At 59.2% G+C, this 16327-nt stretch carries 13 protein-coding genes; 4 read left to right on the top strand and 9 right to left on the bottom strand.

Annotated elements, in window-relative coordinates; genetic code table 11:
* Positions 1 to 19: 19 nt before the first annotated feature.
* The 9 genes from TU86_RS16790 to TU86_RS16750 form a co-directional block, all read right to left on the bottom strand.
* Positions 20 to 1585, bottom strand: a complete 1566-nt coding sequence (locus TU86_RS16790; RefSeq protein WP_048365446.1) for a sugar ABC transporter ATP-binding protein — start codon at positions 1583 to 1585, stop codon at positions 20 to 22.
* 92 nt (positions 1586 to 1677) lie between these two features.
* A complete protein-coding gene (locus TU86_RS16785) occupies positions 1678 to 2604 on the bottom strand; it encodes a sugar ABC transporter substrate-binding protein (protein ID WP_048365445.1) in 927 nt (308 codons plus the stop codon).
* Between the two features lie 125 nt (positions 2605 to 2729).
* Positions 2730 to 3764 carry a Gfo/Idh/MocA family protein gene (locus TU86_RS16780; protein ID WP_048365444.1) on the bottom strand — a complete coding sequence of 345 codons (1035 nt, stop codon included), beginning with the start codon at positions 3762 to 3764 and terminating at the stop codon, positions 2730 to 2732.
* A gap of 81 nt (positions 3765 to 3845) precedes the next feature.
* Complete coding sequence (gene iolG, locus TU86_RS16775) at positions 3846 to 4871, bottom strand: bifunctional inositol 2-dehydrogenase/D-chiro-inositol 1-dehydrogenase (protein WP_048365443.1); 1026 nt, start codon at positions 4869 to 4871, stop codon at positions 3846 to 3848.
* A 38-nt stretch (positions 4872 to 4909) separates the two neighbouring features.
* Positions 4910 to 6847 carry a 3D-(3,5/4)-trihydroxycyclohexane-1,2-dione acylhydrolase (decyclizing) gene (gene iolD / locus TU86_RS16770; protein ID WP_048365442.1) on the bottom strand — a complete coding sequence of 646 codons (1938 nt, stop codon included), beginning with the start codon at positions 6845 to 6847 and terminating at the stop codon, positions 4910 to 4912.
* A gap of 48 nt (positions 6848 to 6895) precedes the next feature.
* The gene (locus tag TU86_RS16765; protein ID WP_048365441.1) at positions 6896 to 8398 is read right to left on the bottom strand and encodes a CoA-acylating methylmalonate-semialdehyde dehydrogenase; all 1503 of its coding nucleotides are present in this window, start codon (positions 8396 to 8398) and stop codon (positions 6896 to 6898) included.
* Positions 8399 to 8419: 21 nt separating this feature from the next.
* Positions 8420 to 9229: a 5-deoxy-glucuronate isomerase gene (gene iolB, locus TU86_RS16760; RefSeq protein ID WP_048365440.1), complete on the bottom strand. Its 810-nt coding sequence runs from the start codon at positions 9227 to 9229 to the stop codon at positions 8420 to 8422.
* Positions 9226 to 10119, bottom strand: coding sequence for a myo-inosose-2 dehydratase (gene iolE / locus TU86_RS16755; protein WP_048365439.1), 894 nt, complete (start codon positions 10117 to 10119; stop codon positions 9226 to 9228). Before iolE ends, iolB begins: the two co-directional genes overlap by 4 nt.
* A gap of 79 nt (positions 10120 to 10198) precedes the next feature.
* The gene (locus TU86_RS16750) at positions 10199 to 12136 is read right to left on the bottom strand and encodes a bifunctional 5-dehydro-2-deoxygluconokinase/5-dehydro-2-deoxyphosphogluconate aldolase (RefSeq protein WP_048365438.1); all 1938 of its coding nucleotides are present in this window, start codon (positions 12134 to 12136) and stop codon (positions 10199 to 10201) included.
* 291 nt (positions 12137 to 12427) lie between these two features.
* On the opposite strand from TU86_RS16750, the gene TU86_RS16745 reads away from it, so the two are divergent.
* The 4 genes from TU86_RS16745 (at position 12428) to TU86_RS16730 (ending at position 16315) form a co-directional block, all read left to right on the top strand.
* Positions 12428 to 13348 (top strand): MurR/RpiR family transcriptional regulator, encoded by a 921-nt coding sequence (locus TU86_RS16745; RefSeq protein ID WP_048365437.1) that lies wholly within the window; start codon positions 12428 to 12430, stop codon positions 13346 to 13348.
* Positions 13349 to 13830: 482 nt separating this feature from the next.
* Complete coding sequence (locus TU86_RS16740) at positions 13831 to 14127, top strand: type VI secretion system contractile sheath small subunit (protein ID WP_053076044.1); 297 nt, start codon at positions 13831 to 13833, stop codon at positions 14125 to 14127.
* A 203-nt stretch (positions 14128 to 14330) separates the two neighbouring features.
* Positions 14331 to 15050 carry an HPP family protein gene (locus TU86_RS16735; protein ID WP_048365436.1) on the top strand — a complete coding sequence of 240 codons (720 nt, stop codon included), beginning with the start codon at positions 14331 to 14333 and terminating at the stop codon, positions 15048 to 15050.
* Positions 15051 to 15217: 167 nt separating this feature from the next.
* A complete protein-coding gene (locus TU86_RS16730) occupies positions 15218 to 16315 on the top strand; it encodes a GGDEF domain-containing protein (protein WP_048365435.1) in 1098 nt (365 codons plus the stop codon).
* The last annotated feature ends 12 nt before the right edge of the window (positions 16316 to 16327 follow it).

The following is a 16327-nucleotide window of genomic DNA, read 5'->3' as shown; positions in this document are numbered from 1 at the left end:
AGCCAGCGCGCCGAAATGGTTAATGAATTGCGCCAATGCCCGACGCCAGTTGCATCACCCGCTCCTGAGTCGCCTCGCTGCGGTCCAACGTGCCCATCTGCTCACCTTCATGCATGACCATGACCCGGTCACTCATGCCCAGCACCTCAGGCAGCTCCGAGGAAATCATGATCACGGCCATGCCTTCGCTGGCGAGAAAGGAGATCAGCCGGTAAATCTCGACCTTGGCGCCGACGTCGATACCCCGGGTCGGCTCATCGAGAATCAGCAAACGCGGGTGGGTCATCAGCCACCGCGCAAGCAGGGCTTTTTGCTGGTTGCCGCCCGAGAGCGTGTCGATGCATTGTTCGAGTGAAGGGGTTTTGACCCGTAGCTTTTTGCACATGTCTTCGCACAGGGCACGCAGGGCTTTCTGCTGGATGAAGCCCTTGCCGACGTAGTGCGGCAGGATCGCCATTTCCATGTTCTCCAGCACCGACAGGCACGGGAACAGTCCGGTCAACTTGCGGTCTTCAGTCAGCAGCGCAAAGCCCTTTTCAATCGCCATTTGGGGGCTGGAGACCCGCACTGGCTGACCGTCGAGTTGAATGTCACCGCCATCACTGGGGGTGATGCCAAAAAGCGTTTCAGCCACATTGGTGCGCCCCGACCCCATAAGCCCGGCGATGCCCAGGATCTCACCCGCATGCAAGTCGAATGACACGCCTTTGAACACACCGTCCAGACGCAAATCACGCACCGACAGCAGCAACTCGCCCACCGGGTTTTCACGCACCGGAAACAACTGGGTCAGCTCACGGCCGACCATCATCGAAATCAAGCTGTCGCTGTCCATGCTGTCGGCGCGTTGCAGGCCGATGTAGGCGCCGTCCCGAAACACCGCGACCTCATCAGCGATGGCAAACACCTCGTTCATTTTGTGGGTGATGTAAATGATGCCTTTGCCCTGCGCCTTGAGGTCGGCAATGATCGAAAACAGGTGCGTGACTTCTTTGTCGGTAATCGCAGACGTCGGCTCGTCCATGATCAGGATGTCTGAGTTGTACGACACCGCCTTGGCAATCTCGACCATCTGACGTTCGGCGATGCTCAGGTTGCCGACCAGCTCTTGCGGGTCGAGGTTGATGCGCAAGCGTTCGAGCAATTGCGCGGTGCAGTGGAACATTTGCTTGTGGTCAATCATGCGCAGGCCATTGAGCTGCTCGCGACCGATCCAGATGTTCTCAGCAATGTTCATGTGCGGCATCAGGTTGAGTTCCTGATGGATCATTGCAATGCCGGCTTGCAACGCGGCCAGCGGACCGCTGAACGTCACAGGCTTACCGCGCAACCTTAACTCGCCCGCATCAGGCTGATAAATGCCTGCGATGATTTTCATCAGCGTGGATTTACCCGCGCCGTTTTCACCCATCAGCGCCAGCACGGAGCCTGGACGCACGCGCAGTTGCACGTCATCCAGTGCAATGACACCGGGAAACCCCTTGCTGACATTGACCACTTCCAACAGATACGGCGCAGCGGCCGTAAAGGCGGTGGGAGCAGGTGTTACAGCCAGGGTGCTTGATACAGTCGCTGACGCGAGCATAGCCAGTACTCCTCAGATGCCCCGGTCAGTGGCCGAGACAGTGGGCAAGGCGCATGCCTCGCCACTTATTGTTGTTATGGGTGAGTGGCCGACTACTTGAAGTCTTTGGCGTTGTCTCGGGTGATGAGCTGGAACGGCACCCAGACGGCTTGTTCTACCGGTTCTTTGTTGATCATTTTCATCGCCGTGTCGACTGAGCCGTAGGCTTGCCCTTTAGCGTCCTGAAACACCGACAGCACCAGCTCGCCCTTCTCCACGGCGCGTACGCCGTCCGGTGTGCCATCGACGCCCGCGATCAGCACACTGCCTTTCGCGACGCCCGCCTGTTTGAGTGCCATGGCGGCACCGATGGCCATTTCGTCGTTGTTGGAAACCACCGCGTCAAACTGACGGCCCTGGGTGATCCAGTCATTGGTCAGGGTCATGGCCTTGTCGCGCAACCAGATACCGGTTTGCTCCTGATCGACTTTGATATCCGGGTACTTGGCCAGTACTTCTTTCACACCTTTGGTGCGGTTGGTGGTGGAGTTATTGGCCAGATCCCCGAGCAGAATCACGATATTGCCCTTACCGCCCAGCTTGTCGGCCAGGTACTGCATCTGCATTCTTCCGGCTTCAAAATCATCGGAGGCGACAGTGGCAACGCCCTGGGGCAAGTTCTGATCGTCCGGGCGACGGTTGACGTATACCAGCGGGATACCGGCTTTAACGGCCGCCTCGGTGATGCGTTTGGTGGCAGCGGTGTCGACCGGGTTAACCACAATGGCATCGACCTTTTGACCGATGAAGCTTTCAACCTGGCTCAGTTGCTTGACCACATCAGCGCGCGCGTCTTCAAACTGCAACTGCACGCTTTCGGGGTAGGTTTTGGCTTTTTCGTTCATCGACTCACGCAAGTACGTGAGGTAGGTGTCATCAAACTGCGACATGCTCACGCCGATCTTGATGTCCGCCAGGGCAGCGCCGCTGGCGAACATCACGGACAGGGCGAGGGAAGCGATACGTAGGCTGTGTTTCATTGCGGCAGTCTCCACATTCTTGTTGGTTTTATAGATGCGGTACTTGGTGTCGATTCACTGAAATCGACTCTATTGGAAAATAATTTCCATATCAACCTGTTTTAGAATTTTAAAACACAACATTTCTATTTTTCTTCCGCGCCCAACGTGATCACTTCGCAGGTGTGTGCGCTGGTTCGCGCCGCGTCCAGCACACGCAAAGCCTGCAACACCTGTTGCGGCGCAACCGGCACCCGGCCCGAGCCTTGCACGGCGTCGATCATGAGTTGGTAAAAGCGCTGCCAGCCACCGTGCTCGGTGGGCACGCGCTCGCGTTCATCACCGTGCTCGAACCACCCCCAGCGTCGATGCTCTTCGGCGCCCCAGCGTTCGCCTTCGGTTTTGGGGGTGCGCCCGGCGAGCACCGCAGCCTCCTGACCATCCAGCCCTTCAACGCTATAACTACCCAAAGAGCCACTGACGCGAAAACGCGGGCGCGGACTGTTTTGCAGCACACTGGCGCCAAGGTGGGAGATCACGCCATTGTCATGGGTCAACGCCATAAAAAAGCTGTGATCGACCTCTGGATGCTCAGGACTGTATGCCAGCTCGGCATACACCGAGGTCACCGGGCCAAACAATTGCAGCGCCTGATCAACTTGGTGACTGCCCAGATCGCGCAGCAACCCCCCGCCACTGGCATTGCCCACCGACTCTGGAGAAAAGCGCTCGATGAACGACTCAAAGCGTGTGACGACGCCCAATGCACCCGCCTCAAGTAATTTGCGCACCGTGAGAAAGTCCGAGTCCCAGCGCCGGTTTTGATACACGCTCAACAGCACACCCTGACGCTGGGCGGCATCTACCATCGGTTTAGCGTGCCGCGTGTCGGCGGCAAAAGGCTTGTCACTGACCACCGCGATACCCAGCTCGATGGCTTGCATGACCAGCTCGGGACGCCCTTGCAACGGCGTGGAAATGACTAACAGATCAACCCCCGCCTCGACCAACTGCGCCAGTGTGTCGAACGCCTTGACGCCTGGGTAATCGCGGGCCAGCCGTTGGCGTCGCTCGGCTGAACGCGTGACCACGCCAGCAAACGTCACACCCGCCACGCTGGCGATCAAAGGGGCATGAAAAAAACGGCCACCGTGGCCAAAACCGACAAGCCCTATGCGCATGGCAACCTCTCCTTAAAAAACGGTACATGCCACCCGCAGGCGCTGGCGCAACCTGCACCAGCGCCTGCGGGAGAGGGTTTGTTAGCCGTAAAAATGCGGGCGTGGCGCCAGTTCAACGTTCACAATCGCCCCGCTGCCCTGCGCTTCAATGCACGCATCCGCTGCAACGGCAGCCGCAAAGCCGTCCCAGGCCGACGGCCCACCCACCCGGCCTGCGCGCACGCCATCAATAAAGGCTTGCAACTCGACGTCGTAGGCCGCGATAAAGCGGTCTTTCCAGTCCATCAAAATCGCATTCGACAGCTTGGCGCCGCTGCGCAATTGCACCTGCGAAGGCTCCGGCAATTTGGCGATCCCGGTCTCGCCCACCACTTCGCATTGAATGTCGTAGCCGTACTGGCAATTGACGAACACTTCCACATCAATGCGCGTGCCTTTGGCGGTTTCAAGCAACACGATTTGCGGGTCGCGCAAATGGGCCAGGGCTTTGCTGGTTTTACGCGGGAAGACCACTTGCACCGACACAAAGTCGTCGTCGAGCAGCCAGCGCAACACATCCAGTTCATGGATCAGCGTGTCCGTGATGGCCATGTCGGTTTTGTAGTGTTCACCCACGCGCGGGTTGCGGTGCGCGCAGTGCAGCATCAGCGGTTCGCCAATCTGCCCGCTGTCGATCACGGCTTTGAGTGCCAGATAACCGGCGTCGTACGGGCGCATGAAGCCCACTTGCACCAGACGTCTGCCCTGCGCGATTTCAGCGTCGACGATGTTGCGGCAACCTGCTGCGGTGACCGCCAAGGGTTTTTCGCAAAACACCGGCTTGCCGGCCTTGATCGCCGCCAGCACAAACTCTTCGTGACTCGGCCCCCAGGACGTCACTAACACCGCGTCCACTTCGGGGGCATTGATCAGGGCGTGACCATCCGGGTACACCTCGGCGGTCAGCCCCAGTTCAGCCACCACGTCGGCGGCCTGTTGCAGGTTGATATCCGTGACCGCAACTACCTGGCTATTGAGCAAGGTCTGGCTGCAACGGCGAATGTGATCGCGACCGATTGCGCCCGTACCAATGACGCCTAACTTCAACGCTTGGGTGTTCAACGACATGTGCAGACTCCTGTTGGATGGATGAGCGCGCGTTGCAATCAATACTGCCGCGCGTTGGCGAGCTGACGGTTGAGGTGCTCAGCGGCCAGGGCCGTACGGGCGCTGGTTGACACTTGCGCCACGCCCACGCGCCACCACGACAGATAGCCGTGGATCATGGTTTTGGGCAGCACTTTGATGTCGATCAGCGTCGATACCGTCTGCAAGCGCGCATCGGCCAGCGCCGCATCCAGCTGTTCAAGGGTGCTGACCTTGTAGGTCTTGCAGCCATACGCGGCCGCGCTCATGGCGAAGTCCACGGGCACCAGGGCGCCATCGAGCTTGCCGGTTTTGGGGTTACGGAACCGGAACTCGGTGCCGAAGCTGTCCATGCCGTTACCCATTTGCAGGTTGTTGATACAGCCGAAGGCCATGTTATCGAGCAGCACCACGTTGATTTTTTGCCGTTCCTGAATCGACGTTGCCAACTCGGAGTGCAGCATCATGTAAGAGCCATCGCCGACAAAGGCGTACACCTCGCGCTTAGGCTCGGCCAGCTTGACCCCCAGCGCCGCGTTCACTTCATAGCCCATGCACGAGTAGCCATATTCCACGTGATAGGTATTCACCCCTTTGCTGCGCCATGCCCGCTGCAAGTCACCGGGCAAGCTGCCAGCGGCCGCCACAATAATTGCGTCGTCTGCCAGCGTGCGGTTGAGCACCCCCAGCACCTGGCTCTGGGTCAGGCAGGAACCGGTCAGCTCGATAAACTCGCGCAGCACGGCCGGGTCCATGTGGTCACTGATTTCAGGGGTGAAGTCCGGTTGCTGATAGTCGACCTGATACACCCGGTCGACTTCGGCCTGCAATTGCGCCTTGGCCTGTTGCGGCGCGTCGCCCCAGCCAGACCGATAGTCGCTCGCGGACAGCGCCTGGCCCAATGCTTCAAGCCCCGCCAGCGCATCGGCAATCAGTTGCACGCCATCGAGCTTGAGCGCGTCGCAGGGGCTGACGTTGAGGTTGAGAAACTCCACATCGGGGTGTTGGAACAGCGACTTGGATGACGTGGTGAAATCGGTGTAACGGGTGCCGATGCCAATGATCAGGTCCGCCTGGGGCGCCAGCAGGTTGGCCGCCAGACAACCGGTCTCCCCCACGCCGCCCATGTTCAGCGGGTGCGCCGAGACGATGGCACTCTTGCCGGCCTGGGTTTCGGCGAACGGGATAGCAAAACGTTCAGCAAACGCCTGCAAGGCCGCGTTGGCGCCCGCGTATTTGACCCCGCCGCCGCAGATGATCAACGGCGTGCGCTTGCGCTGTATCAGTGCCTGCGCATCTCCCAGCATCGCGGGTGTCGGCAAACGCCGGTCGATGCGGTGCACGCGTTTTTGCAAGAAGTAATCGGGGTAATCGTAAGCCTCAGCCTGCACGTCTTGGGGCAAAGCCAAGGTCACGGCGCCGGTTTCGGCAGGGTCGGTCAATACGCGCATGGCGTGAATCGCGGCGCTCATCAATTGCTCGGGGCGGTTGATCCGGTCCCAGTACTTACTCACCGCCTTGAACGCATCGTTGGTGCTGATGCTCAGGTCGTGGAACTGCTCGATCTGTTGCAACACCGGGTCAGGCTGACGGCTGGCGTACACATCGCCCGGCAGCAATAGCAGCGGAATCCGGTTAGCGGTGGCCGTGGCAGCCGCGGTGATCAGGTTGGCCGCCCCCGGTCCGACGGAGGCGGTGCAGGCGTAAATCTTGCGCCGCAGGTGTTGCTTGGCAAACCCGATGGCGGCGTGAGCCATGCCTTGTTCGTTACGGCCCTGATGCACCTGCAGATCACCGCTGTCCTGTTCCAGCGCCTGGCCCAGCCCCAGCACATTGCCGTGACCAAAAATCGTAAACACCCCAGCCACAAATTTGCTCTGGACCCCATCGACCTCCACGTATTGGTTGTCGAGAAATTTCACCAGAGCCTGGGCCATGGTCAGTCGTGTCGTACTCATGTCTGCACCCTTGAACATGCACAGCCGCTACACGCGCTGTGTCTGGAATTATTTGGCGGTGGGCATGCTGAACTCGGCGCCTTTGGCGATGCTGTCCGGCCAGCGCTGCATCACGCTTTTGTAACGGCTGTAAAAGCGGATGCCCTCTTCGCCGTAGGCATGGTGGTCGCCAAACAGTGAGCGCTTCCAGCCACCAAATGAGTGCCAGGCCATCGGCACCGGAATCGGTACGTTAATCCCCACCATCCCGACCTTGATCGTGCGTGCAAACGCCCGGGCCACACCGCCATCACGGGTGAAACAGGACACGCCATTGCCAAATTCGTGGGCATTGATCAGTGCCACCGCGCTGGCAAAGTCAGGCACCCGGACGATCCCCAGCACTGGGCCGAATATTTCCTGCTGGTAGATGCTCATTGCCGGGGTGACCCGGTCAAACAGCGTGGCTCCCACAAAAAAACCTCGCTCGGCGCCCGGTACTTCAAGCCCGCGCCCATCCACGATCAGGTGTGCGCCCTGTGCTACGCCCTGATCGATAAAGCCAATGACCTTGGCTTTGTGTTCGGCCGTTACCAACGGCCCCATTTCACTCTCGGGGTGCAGGCCGTTGCCCACTTTGAGCCGGTCAATGCGCGGCAGCAGCTTCTCGATCAGTTGATCAGCCACCTCGCCCACGGCCACGGCAACTGATATCGCCATGCAGCGTTCCCCGGCAGAACCGTAGGCGGCGCCCATCAGCGCGTCGGCGGCCTGATCGAGGTCGGCATCGGGCATCACGATCATGTGGTTTTTGGCCCCGCCCAGTGCCTGAACCCGTTTGCCGCGTGCGGTGCCTTGCTGGTAGATGTACTCGGCAATCGGGGTCGAACCTACAAAGGAAATGGCTTCGATGTCCGGGTGCTGTAACAGCGCGTCGACCGCGCTTTTATCGCCTTGCACCACATTGAACACGCCATCGGGCAAACCCGCCTCGGTCAACAGGCGCGCCATCAACAGGCTGGCAGACGGGTCTCGCTCGGACGGTTTGAGAATGAAGCAATTACCCGTGACCAGTGCCAGCGGAATCATCCACAGCGGCACCATCACCGGGAAGTTGAAGGGCGTGACGCCTGCGCATACACCCAATGGCTGGCGCAGGTTCCAATTGTCGATACCGCCGCCAATGTTGTCGCTGAAATCCGTTTTGAGCAGCGTCGGCGCACCGCACGCGTACTCAACGATTTCAATACCACGGGTCACTTCGCCCTTGGCATCGGAAAACACCTTGCCGTGTTCGCGGCAAATGATCTGCGCCAACGCGTCGTGATGTTCGTCCAGCAGTTGCTTGAATTTGAACATGACCCGCGCACGCCGCAGCGACGACTGCTCGGCCCAGGCCGGAAATGCCTTGAGTGCGCTGGCCACGGCGGCATCCACGGTTTGCTGGCTGGCCAGCGCCACGTGCGCTTGCACGCTGCCGGTGGCCGGGTTGAACACCTCGCGCAAACGCTCGCTGCCTGCGTCTTGAACGTGGCCGTCAAGGTAATGGCCAATAATCGGGGTCGTGCTCATTGTTGTTGTGCTCCCAAAAGGTCAAAGATCCATCAGCCAGCTGTGCTGCGGGTCGTTGTGAAATTGCCAGACCCGCTTGGGACCTGCCATCACGTTTAAGTAATAGGACTCGTAACCGTAAGGCACGCTCACCGGGTGATAGCCCTTGGGCACGACCACCAGGTCGCTGTTTTCCACCGCCATTGCCTGGTCAAGGCTGCGATCGTCGGTGTACACCCGCTGGAACACAAAGCCTTGCGCCGGGTTGATCTGGTGGTAATAGGTTTCTTCGAGAAAGCTTTGGTGTGGCAGGTCGTCAGTGTCGTGCTTGTGCGGCGGATAGCTGGATGAATGCCCCGACGGGGTGCGCACCTCGACCACCAGCAGCGAGTGCGCCGGCTCGGTGTCCGGCAGGATGTCGCACACATAACGGGTATTGGCGCCTTTACCACGCACGCTGCGCTTCATGCTCTGGGGGCTGATCAGTCGCGGGCCGAGGCCTGCACTGGCCGAGCCAGGGGCTGCGCACACCGCGATTTGCACGTCGCTCAGGGCCTGCACGCTGGCTTGACTGCCGGGCGGTAAATACACGGCAAACGGGGACTTATCGTCGAACACCGACAGGCGATCGCCAATGTCGGGCCAGTTGAAAGCGCCCTGCTCCGGTGCTTCGCCACCGATACTGGCCCGACCGCTGAGCAGCACCAGGCACAGCTCCTGGTCCCCGGCCGCCACCGGCAAGGTTTCACCTGCCTTCAGCCGGTAAGCGCTGAACCCCACGTATTGCAATGCACCCGGCGGCAGTTGCACCACCGTTTGACCAGCAGCCTGGCTTTTGATCAGCAAACTCATGAACTCACCCTCGCGTCCAGCAACGCGCGCAAGGTTTGATAGCCTTTTTGCGCATAGGCAAAACTCGGTGCGACGGCCGGGTCCTGCTCGGCTTCAACCACCAGCCAGCCGTGGTAATCGGCCGCCAGCAACACGTCCAGCAGCTCGGCAAAATCAATGTCGCCATCGCCCGGCACCGTAAAAGTGCCGTTGATGATGCAGTCCGGGAAGCTCCACAGGTGGTTGCGCGCCAGTTGCACCACCGGTTTGCGCACGTCTTTGAAGTGCACATGGCAAACACGGTCGATGTGCTTGCGCAGTACCTCCACCGGTTCGCCGCCGCCCATGTAGCAGTGGCCCGCGTCGAATAGCAGGCCGACTTCAGGGTCGGTCAGACGCATCAAGGTGTCGATATCGGACGGGGATTCAACGTAAGCGCCCATGTGATGGTGATACGCCAGACGAATGCCCTGCGACAGGGTGAAGCGCGCCAATTCGTTGAGCTTGTCGGCGTATGCCTGCCAGGCCTGTTCGGTGTGAAAACGCGGGCGCTCGATCAAGGGAATGCGCTGGCCCTGAATCGAGTCGGCGACCTCGCCATACACCAGCACCGTGGCACCGTTTTGCGCCAGCAGTTGCACATGGCTGGCAATGGCGTCGATTTCTTGCGCGGCCGAACGTTGTGCCAGACGGCTGGAGTACCAGCCCGACACCAGCGCCAAATCATAGGGGCGCAGCACGTCGGCCACGCCCTTGGCGTCTTTGGGGAACTTGCCGTTGAGTTCAAAGCCTTCGTAACCGATTTGCTTACCCTCACTGAGGGCGGTGCTCAATGGGGTCTCGCCGCCCAGCGACGGCAAGTCATCGTTACTCCAGGAAATCGGGTTGATGCCAATACGGATAGCGGGCATGGCTGCACCTATTATTGTTGTGTAAGTAAGTCCCTGGCAGTGACCGCCCGCCAGCGCGAGCGGGCCTTGCGGCACAGGCTCAGCGGCGAGCGGCTTGCCAGGCGTCAATCAACTGCACAAAGGTGCGCTGCACGTGCTCAATCAGCGTCGCATCGTCGATTTCACCGGCCAGCCAGGCGCGACCGGGCTCCTGAAAAATCGTGCGTCCCACGGCAAAGCCCCGGCAGGTGGTGCTGTTGCGAGCTTGGCGAAACCCTTCAGCCAGCGCCGCCGCCGGAGCATTCAACCCCAGCAGCAGCACGCCACGGCAATACGGATCTCGCGCTTGAATCAGCGCATCGAGTTGTTGCCAGACCGCAGGGGTTTGCGCCTCGATTTTCCACCACGCCGGGTAGATCCCCAGGTTGTACAAGCGCTTGATGGCGCGGTACATCACATCGGGGAAGGTCGAGGGGTGGTCTTTGGGCGGGATGATTTCCAGCAGCAGTTCGTGACCGCTGGCCAATGACGCCTGATACAGCCCTTTGATTTGTGCCTCCTGCTCCAGTCGCAGCATTGGCTCATCGTCGGGATGGAATTGCACCAGGCATTTGATGATGTGTTCTTGCGGCCAGGCAATCAGGTTGCTGCCAATCGAGCGCCCGTGCTCAAACGCCAACGGCCTGGAGCCTTGCACTTCAACCGGGCGCGCGATCCACCAGCCTCGACCGGTGGCCGCATTGAGCGAGTCCTGACCGAAACGCTGGTCAGCCAGCAAGCCGACATCGGCGTCGATGCCTCGTTGGCGCACGTCGGTTTCAACCTGCTCCACGGCGTTGATGAACAACTGCTTCAACGCGCAAATGCTGGCGTGATCCCGGCCATATTGCTGCGCCATTTCCAGCAACTGCCAGCGATGGTCGAACGCGAACACAAACAGCTGTTGCCACTGTTTGCGCGGCACGCTGACTTGATGCAAACGCTGCAAGGCTTGGTCTTGGTCTGGCCGGGTAATGGGCACCGGGCTATTAAACAGGTAATCGAGTTCGGCGCGGGTCGGCATGGCGGGGGCGCACGCATGGCGCGATACCACCAGCGCACCGCAGGCATTGGCAAGCTGGCAGCAGCGCTCGTCGGTGGCATCTTCCAGCCAGCCACTCAGGAAGCCCGACATGAAAGCATCGCCTGCCCCCAGCACATTGAGCACGTCGACACGTACGCCGGGGTGAATGGCGCCGTCTTCCAGACGGGCCGGGATCGGGCCGTGAATCACCGTGCAACCTTGCGGCCCCAACTTGACCACCAGCGCCGCTGCCGTCAGCGAACGTACTTTACGCAGGGCCGCCAGCAAGTCTGTACCGCCACCTGCAATCAGAAACTCTTCTTCGGTGCCGACGATCAAGTCAAAGCGCGGCAGAATCGACTGTACATGGGCGCTGACAGTCTCATTCGCGACAAAACGGGTTTCGCCATCCGCCTTGCCGGCCAAGCCCCACAGCACCGGGCGATAGTCGATGTCGAGGACACGCCGGACGTTGTGTTGCTCGGCGTATTCGAGCGCCTTGAGACTGGCCTGATACACGCCTTCAGTAGAAAAATGGGTGCCGGTAATCAGCAACGCTTTGCTGGCGCCTATAAAGGCGGGGTCAATGTCATCTGCGCGCAAGGCCATGTCGGCACAGTTCTCACGGTAGAACACCAGGGGGAAGGTTTCGCGGTCTTTTAGGCCCAGCAGCACCAGGGCCGTGAGGCGTTGCGCATCGACTTTGACGGCGCTGACGTCACAGCCCTCGCGGGTCAATGATTCAAGCAGGAAGCGCCCCATGTGGTCGTCACCCACCCGGCTCAACATCGCTGAACGCAACCCCAGGCGCGCCGTGCCAAAAGCAATATTGGCTGAAGAGCCACCTAGGTACTTGGCAAAACTGCTGACGTCTTCGAGCCGCGCTCCGACTTGTTGCGCGTAGAGGTCGACGCCCAGGCGTCCAAGGCAGATCAGATCCAAATCACGCCCTGTGGCAAAACGAGTCTGTCCCATGGTGGCTCCTGTTATTTTTATCAGCCTGCGCTCATCACCTCACACGGCCCGAGCGCTCTTCGTGAATCGAAGACTAAAACGTCGCCGCGCAATAAACAATATTTATTCCATATAATTTTAATGTAGAATTTTTGTTCCAGATTGCTCCTGCCTTGTTTTTTTTCACGCGTGCATCGATTCAGCGCTTCGCGGTTTGAGTCGCTGGTCAGGATTTTATGTGCACCGACCCTGTAAACTGCGCAACCAACAGGCTGCCCGATACAACCCAGCGCCCTCTATAAGGATTCCTCTATGCCCTCCACCGATCAGCCGGCGTCCGTCGAGCAAGTGTCAGAGAGCGAATTGACCAGCCCGCCGGTGAATGCCGAGCGCCTGCTGCACCTCATTACTGAGCAATACGAGAGCCTGCCCCGTCAGCTCAAGCGCATTGCCAGCTACATGAGCCAACAGAGCGACCGCATCATGGTCGACCGTATCAGCGATATTGCTCGCGAATGCGAAGTACACCCTTCAGCCATCGTGCGCTTCTCGCAGCGTTTCGGTTTCAGTGGGTTCAGCGAAATGCAGGCGCTGTTCCGCGAGGCCTATACGCACAAGGCCACCCCGGTTCAGAACTACCAGCAACGCATTCGCAGCATGATTGCCAACAAATCGCAGAAAGCCAGCGGCGGTGATCTGGCCCGTGAATGTATCAACGCCACGCTGTCTGGCATCGAACGCCTGGGCCTGGAGCTCGACGATCAGTCGTTCGAAAAGGCCGTGGATCTGGTGGTCAACGCAGACAACATCTACGTTGTGGGCGTGCGCCGCTCATTCGCCGTGGCGGATTACCTGGTGTACAACTTGCAGCACACCAACAAGCGCATCCATCTGATCTCCGGCCTGGGTGGCAGCTACCGCGAACAAATGCGCAGCGTGCGCGCCAATGACCTGGTGATCGCTATCAGCTTTACGCCCTATGGCAAAGAAACCCAGCACTGCCTACGCATTGCGCAGTTGCATCAAGCCAAAACCCTGATCATCACGGACAGCAACCTGTCGCCACTGGCCAAACGCGCCAACAGTGTGTTGCTGGTCAATGAAGGCAGTTCTTTCGCGTTCCGCTCGCTCAGTGCCACGTTGTGCCTGTGTCAGGCGCTGTTCATTGCAGTGGCTTACCGGCTGGAACTCAAAGTCGACGAGATACATGAACAGGCGGGGTTCGATGACTAAGGCAGGTCGCTCAATCAATTGCACCTCAAGCGTTTAAAGGCAGCGTGGGGTTATATCGGTGTCTTTCGCTGTAAGACTTTTACATCGACTCCCGTAAACCCTTAGCTAAAAAATCGTAAGCGTTTCTGGGGCAAAACTTCCTCCCCGCCGTTTGAAAAATCTTACGAGTTTCTCCGTAAATCTTACCGTCAGCTACTCACTGCCTGACAACATGTCCCCTGCCCCCGGCCTTACAATCGCTCCCACCAATCCAATATCCCGACCCGAGTAAACAGCGCTTGTGTCACCACTTGTATCGAGCACGCGCTGCCGACCTCTGCCACACACAACCTGTTACCACTCACCTGTCAGTCAACTCGCAAAACACATCACCCCAGAACTGTTGTTTTGATGGCGCCCACGTGCGGTGTGCGACCGTTAAATGGTTTTCGAGGATGCGCTCGCCCCCCGCCCACCCACCTTCATAGATGGAGTACAACGTGATGAGTCATGCCGTAATTGCTAACGACCAGGACCCGCCAGAGCAAAGCCCGCTGCTGCTTGCACCCACTGCCAGCGTCAGGCAATCACCCCCACACAACCGGGACATGAACTGCGTCCCCGAGTTGAGCAGGCTGGTCAGACTTCGCGATGCACTGCTGGTACTCAAAAGCCCGCTGAGCAGCAGCGCTGATTGGCGCAACCTCCTCGAGCAGCAATTACTGAGCAATGATGCCCATGAACGGATACTGGGCAAATTGGTGGTCACAAAACCGTTACCCCCTGTAAGCAGTGGCTAAACACTGCCACGACCTCGGCGGCCCGCAGCACAAAGCTCATTAATAATGAAGTTAACCATCATTATTATGAATTTGCGGAATTAATACGCTGTAGGCAGACTGCACCGGTTCCTCCCCCATGAAGGAACATTTCAAGGGCTTGCCGGTTACCCCGCCAAGCCTTTTTTTGGCCTCAGCCTGACCAAAACCGGACCTTCGCCACCATGCAAACCCGCTGGATCCGCCGCCTATTGCCCGCGGCCACAAACACCCGACCGATTGAGTGGAGCCGTGCCGCGATTGGGGTGTCCCTTGGCACTTTGTTCAGCGTATGGCTGTGCAGCGTGTTTTTCGGCCTGCCCGTTGCCATGCATTTGATCGGCCCACTCGGCGCTTCGGCGATTTTATTGTTCGCCGTGTCCTCCGGCGCTTTGGCGCAGCCGTGGTCAATCCTGGGCGGTTATCTGTGCGCCACCGTGGTGTCATTACTGGTGGTTCACTTTTTGGGACGTGACCTGGCCAGTGCCTGCCTGGCCGTCGGAGCCGCATTGATCATCATGTGCCTGTTGCGTTGCCTGCACCCGCCCGCCGGGGCGCTGGCCTTGCTGGTGGTGCTGGCAGACCCGGACAGTGCGCGCCTTGGCTGGGAATTACTGGCCCCCGTCATGCTCAGTGCGCTGTGCATGCTGCTGGCCGCTTTGGCCTACAACAACCTGACCCGTGTGCGCTATCCCAAAAAACACACCGAACCGGCCCCCGCCGCCGTGGTTGCCCCCACCGCACCCGGCGACCCCGGCATTACCGCTGAGGACTTGCAACATGCACTGGCCAAGATGGACGCTTTTATCGACGTCACCCCTGAAGACCTCGAAGAGCTGATTCGCACCAGCGAGCACTATGCCCGGCGGCGCAGCATTGGCGAGGTCTTGTCACAGGCCAATTGAGCAGATGCTCACCTAGGAGGCAGACCCCTTGAATGATCCGGCCTGTTAACCGTCAAAGTCCTGCTAGGGTTACCCATACGTGCCCGCGGACGTTGTTTTGCTGCCATTGATGTCCCGGATTCACGACTGCTGAGTGCCCACTTCGCCGACCGTGATCAAGGCTTGCAATGCTCAAAACCATTGACCATGAAATCTCAAAATACGCCGCCCCGCCTGCCGTTCAAGCTGAGTTTGCCCAGCACGACTTTGAAAAACTGCGCAACTTTTGCCGTCTGACCTACGCCGCCAGCATTGTCATCTGGCTGCTGTTTGACCTGATCGTCAGCTTCAAGGGCGGTCAAGGCTTCACGGTGTTATCGGTCGTGTTTGTCAGCGCGATGGCGGGGCTGACCATTGCTCTGGGTTTTATCCGCAAGGCCCGCCATTTTGACGTGTTGAACCTGATCTTCGTGCTGGTGATTACCCTGGGCATTCGCTTGATCATTTTCGGCCTGCCCGCCGACACACAGCCCATCTGGCTGATCCTTGCCACCTCAAGCATTCTCTATAACGCTTCGGTCTTGCCGTTGAGCCGCTGGGGGTTTCTGGCGGTGGTCGGGGTGACCTGGGTGGTTCTTAACCCGTTCTTGATGACCGGAGTGCAACTGTTTGACCTGCGCGGCAGTTTGATCCTGTGTTATTTCGCCTTTCTCAGTTGCCTGACCATCTACAGCTTCTTCAAGCTGCGCAGGGTCAAACTGTACAACTACACCATGTCCAAATTGTTGCTGACCCAGGCGTACATCGACACATTGACCGAGATCCCCAATCGCCGCTCATTCATGTCCCGCGCCACCAGCGTGTTGGCGCAAAGCCCGCGCATGCACGACCACTACCTGGCAATGATCGACATCGACAATTTCAAACGGGTGAATGACCTGTACGGGCATGACATCGGCGATGAAGTACTCAAGCGCACGGCGGCCAGCATCAAGGCGGTGATGAACGGTTATGAATTTGCGCGCCTGGGGGGCGAAGAGTTTGCCGTGTACGTGTCAGGCGTTCGACGCGCCGACGTCGAACGCCTGATGGCGACGCTGTGCAGCCAGGTGCGCAATGACCCGGCAGCCCACCCTGTGACTGTCAGCATCGGCCTGGCCAGAGTGGATGATCAGGACAGCCTGAACCAGGCACTGGCCAAAGCGGATAAAGCGTTGTACGCCTCTAAACACGCCGGCAAAGACCGGTTTACGTTCTATCGCTCAACCCTCACCGGGCGCGAATGACGGCTTGACCCG

Source organism: Pseudomonas weihenstephanensis, assembly GCF_001043055.1.
GTDB lineage: Bacteria > Pseudomonadota > Gammaproteobacteria > Pseudomonadales > Pseudomonadaceae > Aquipseudomonas > Aquipseudomonas weihenstephanensis.
The sequence above is the reverse complement of the archived record's forward strand: the minus strand, read 5'-3'. Positions and strand labels throughout refer to the sequence as shown.

Excerpts from the sequence above, each read along its gene's own strand:
- TU86_RS16765 (WP_048365441.1), bottom strand. The coding sequence starts at position 8,398 with ATGAGCACGACCCCGATTATTGGCCATTACCTTGACGGCCACGTTCAA.
- TU86_RS16780 (WP_048365444.1), bottom strand. The coding sequence starts at position 3,764 with ATGCGCATAGGGCTTGTCGGTTTTGGCCACGGTGGCCGTTTTTTTCAT.
- TU86_RS16790 (WP_048365446.1), bottom strand. The coding sequence starts at position 1,585 with ATGCTCGCGTCAGCGACTGTATCAAGCACCCTGGCTGTAACACCTGCT.
- iolB (WP_048365440.1), bottom strand. The coding sequence starts at position 9,229 with ATGAGTTTGCTGATCAAAAGCCAGGCTGCTGGTCAAACGGTGGTGCAA.
- TU86_RS16735 (WP_048365436.1), top strand. The coding sequence starts at position 14,331 with ATGCAAACCCGCTGGATCCGCCGCCTATTGCCCGCGGCCACAAACACC.
- iolG (WP_048365443.1), bottom strand. The coding sequence starts at position 4,871 with ATGTCGTTGAACACCCAAGCGTTGAAGTTAGGCGTCATTGGTACGGGC.
- TU86_RS16730 (WP_048365435.1), top strand. The coding sequence starts at position 15,218 with ATGCTCAAAACCATTGACCATGAAATCTCAAAATACGCCGCCCCGCCT.
- iolD (WP_048365442.1), bottom strand. The coding sequence starts at position 6,847 with ATGAGTACGACACGACTGACCATGGCCCAGGCTCTGGTGAAATTTCTC.
- TU86_RS16740 (WP_053076044.1), top strand. The coding sequence starts at position 13,831 with ATGAGTCATGCCGTAATTGCTAACGACCAGGACCCGCCAGAGCAAAGC.
- TU86_RS16785 (WP_048365445.1), bottom strand. The coding sequence starts at position 2,604 with ATGAAACACAGCCTACGTATCGCTTCCCTCGCCCTGTCCGTGATGTTC.
- TU86_RS16750 (WP_048365438.1), bottom strand. The coding sequence starts at position 12,136 with ATGGGACAGACTCGTTTTGCCACAGGGCGTGATTTGGATCTGATCTGC.
- iolE (WP_048365439.1), bottom strand. The coding sequence starts at position 10,119 with ATGCCCGCTATCCGTATTGGCATCAACCCGATTTCCTGGAGTAACGAT.
- TU86_RS16745 (WP_048365437.1), top strand. The coding sequence starts at position 12,428 with ATGCCCTCCACCGATCAGCCGGCGTCCGTCGAGCAAGTGTCAGAGAGC.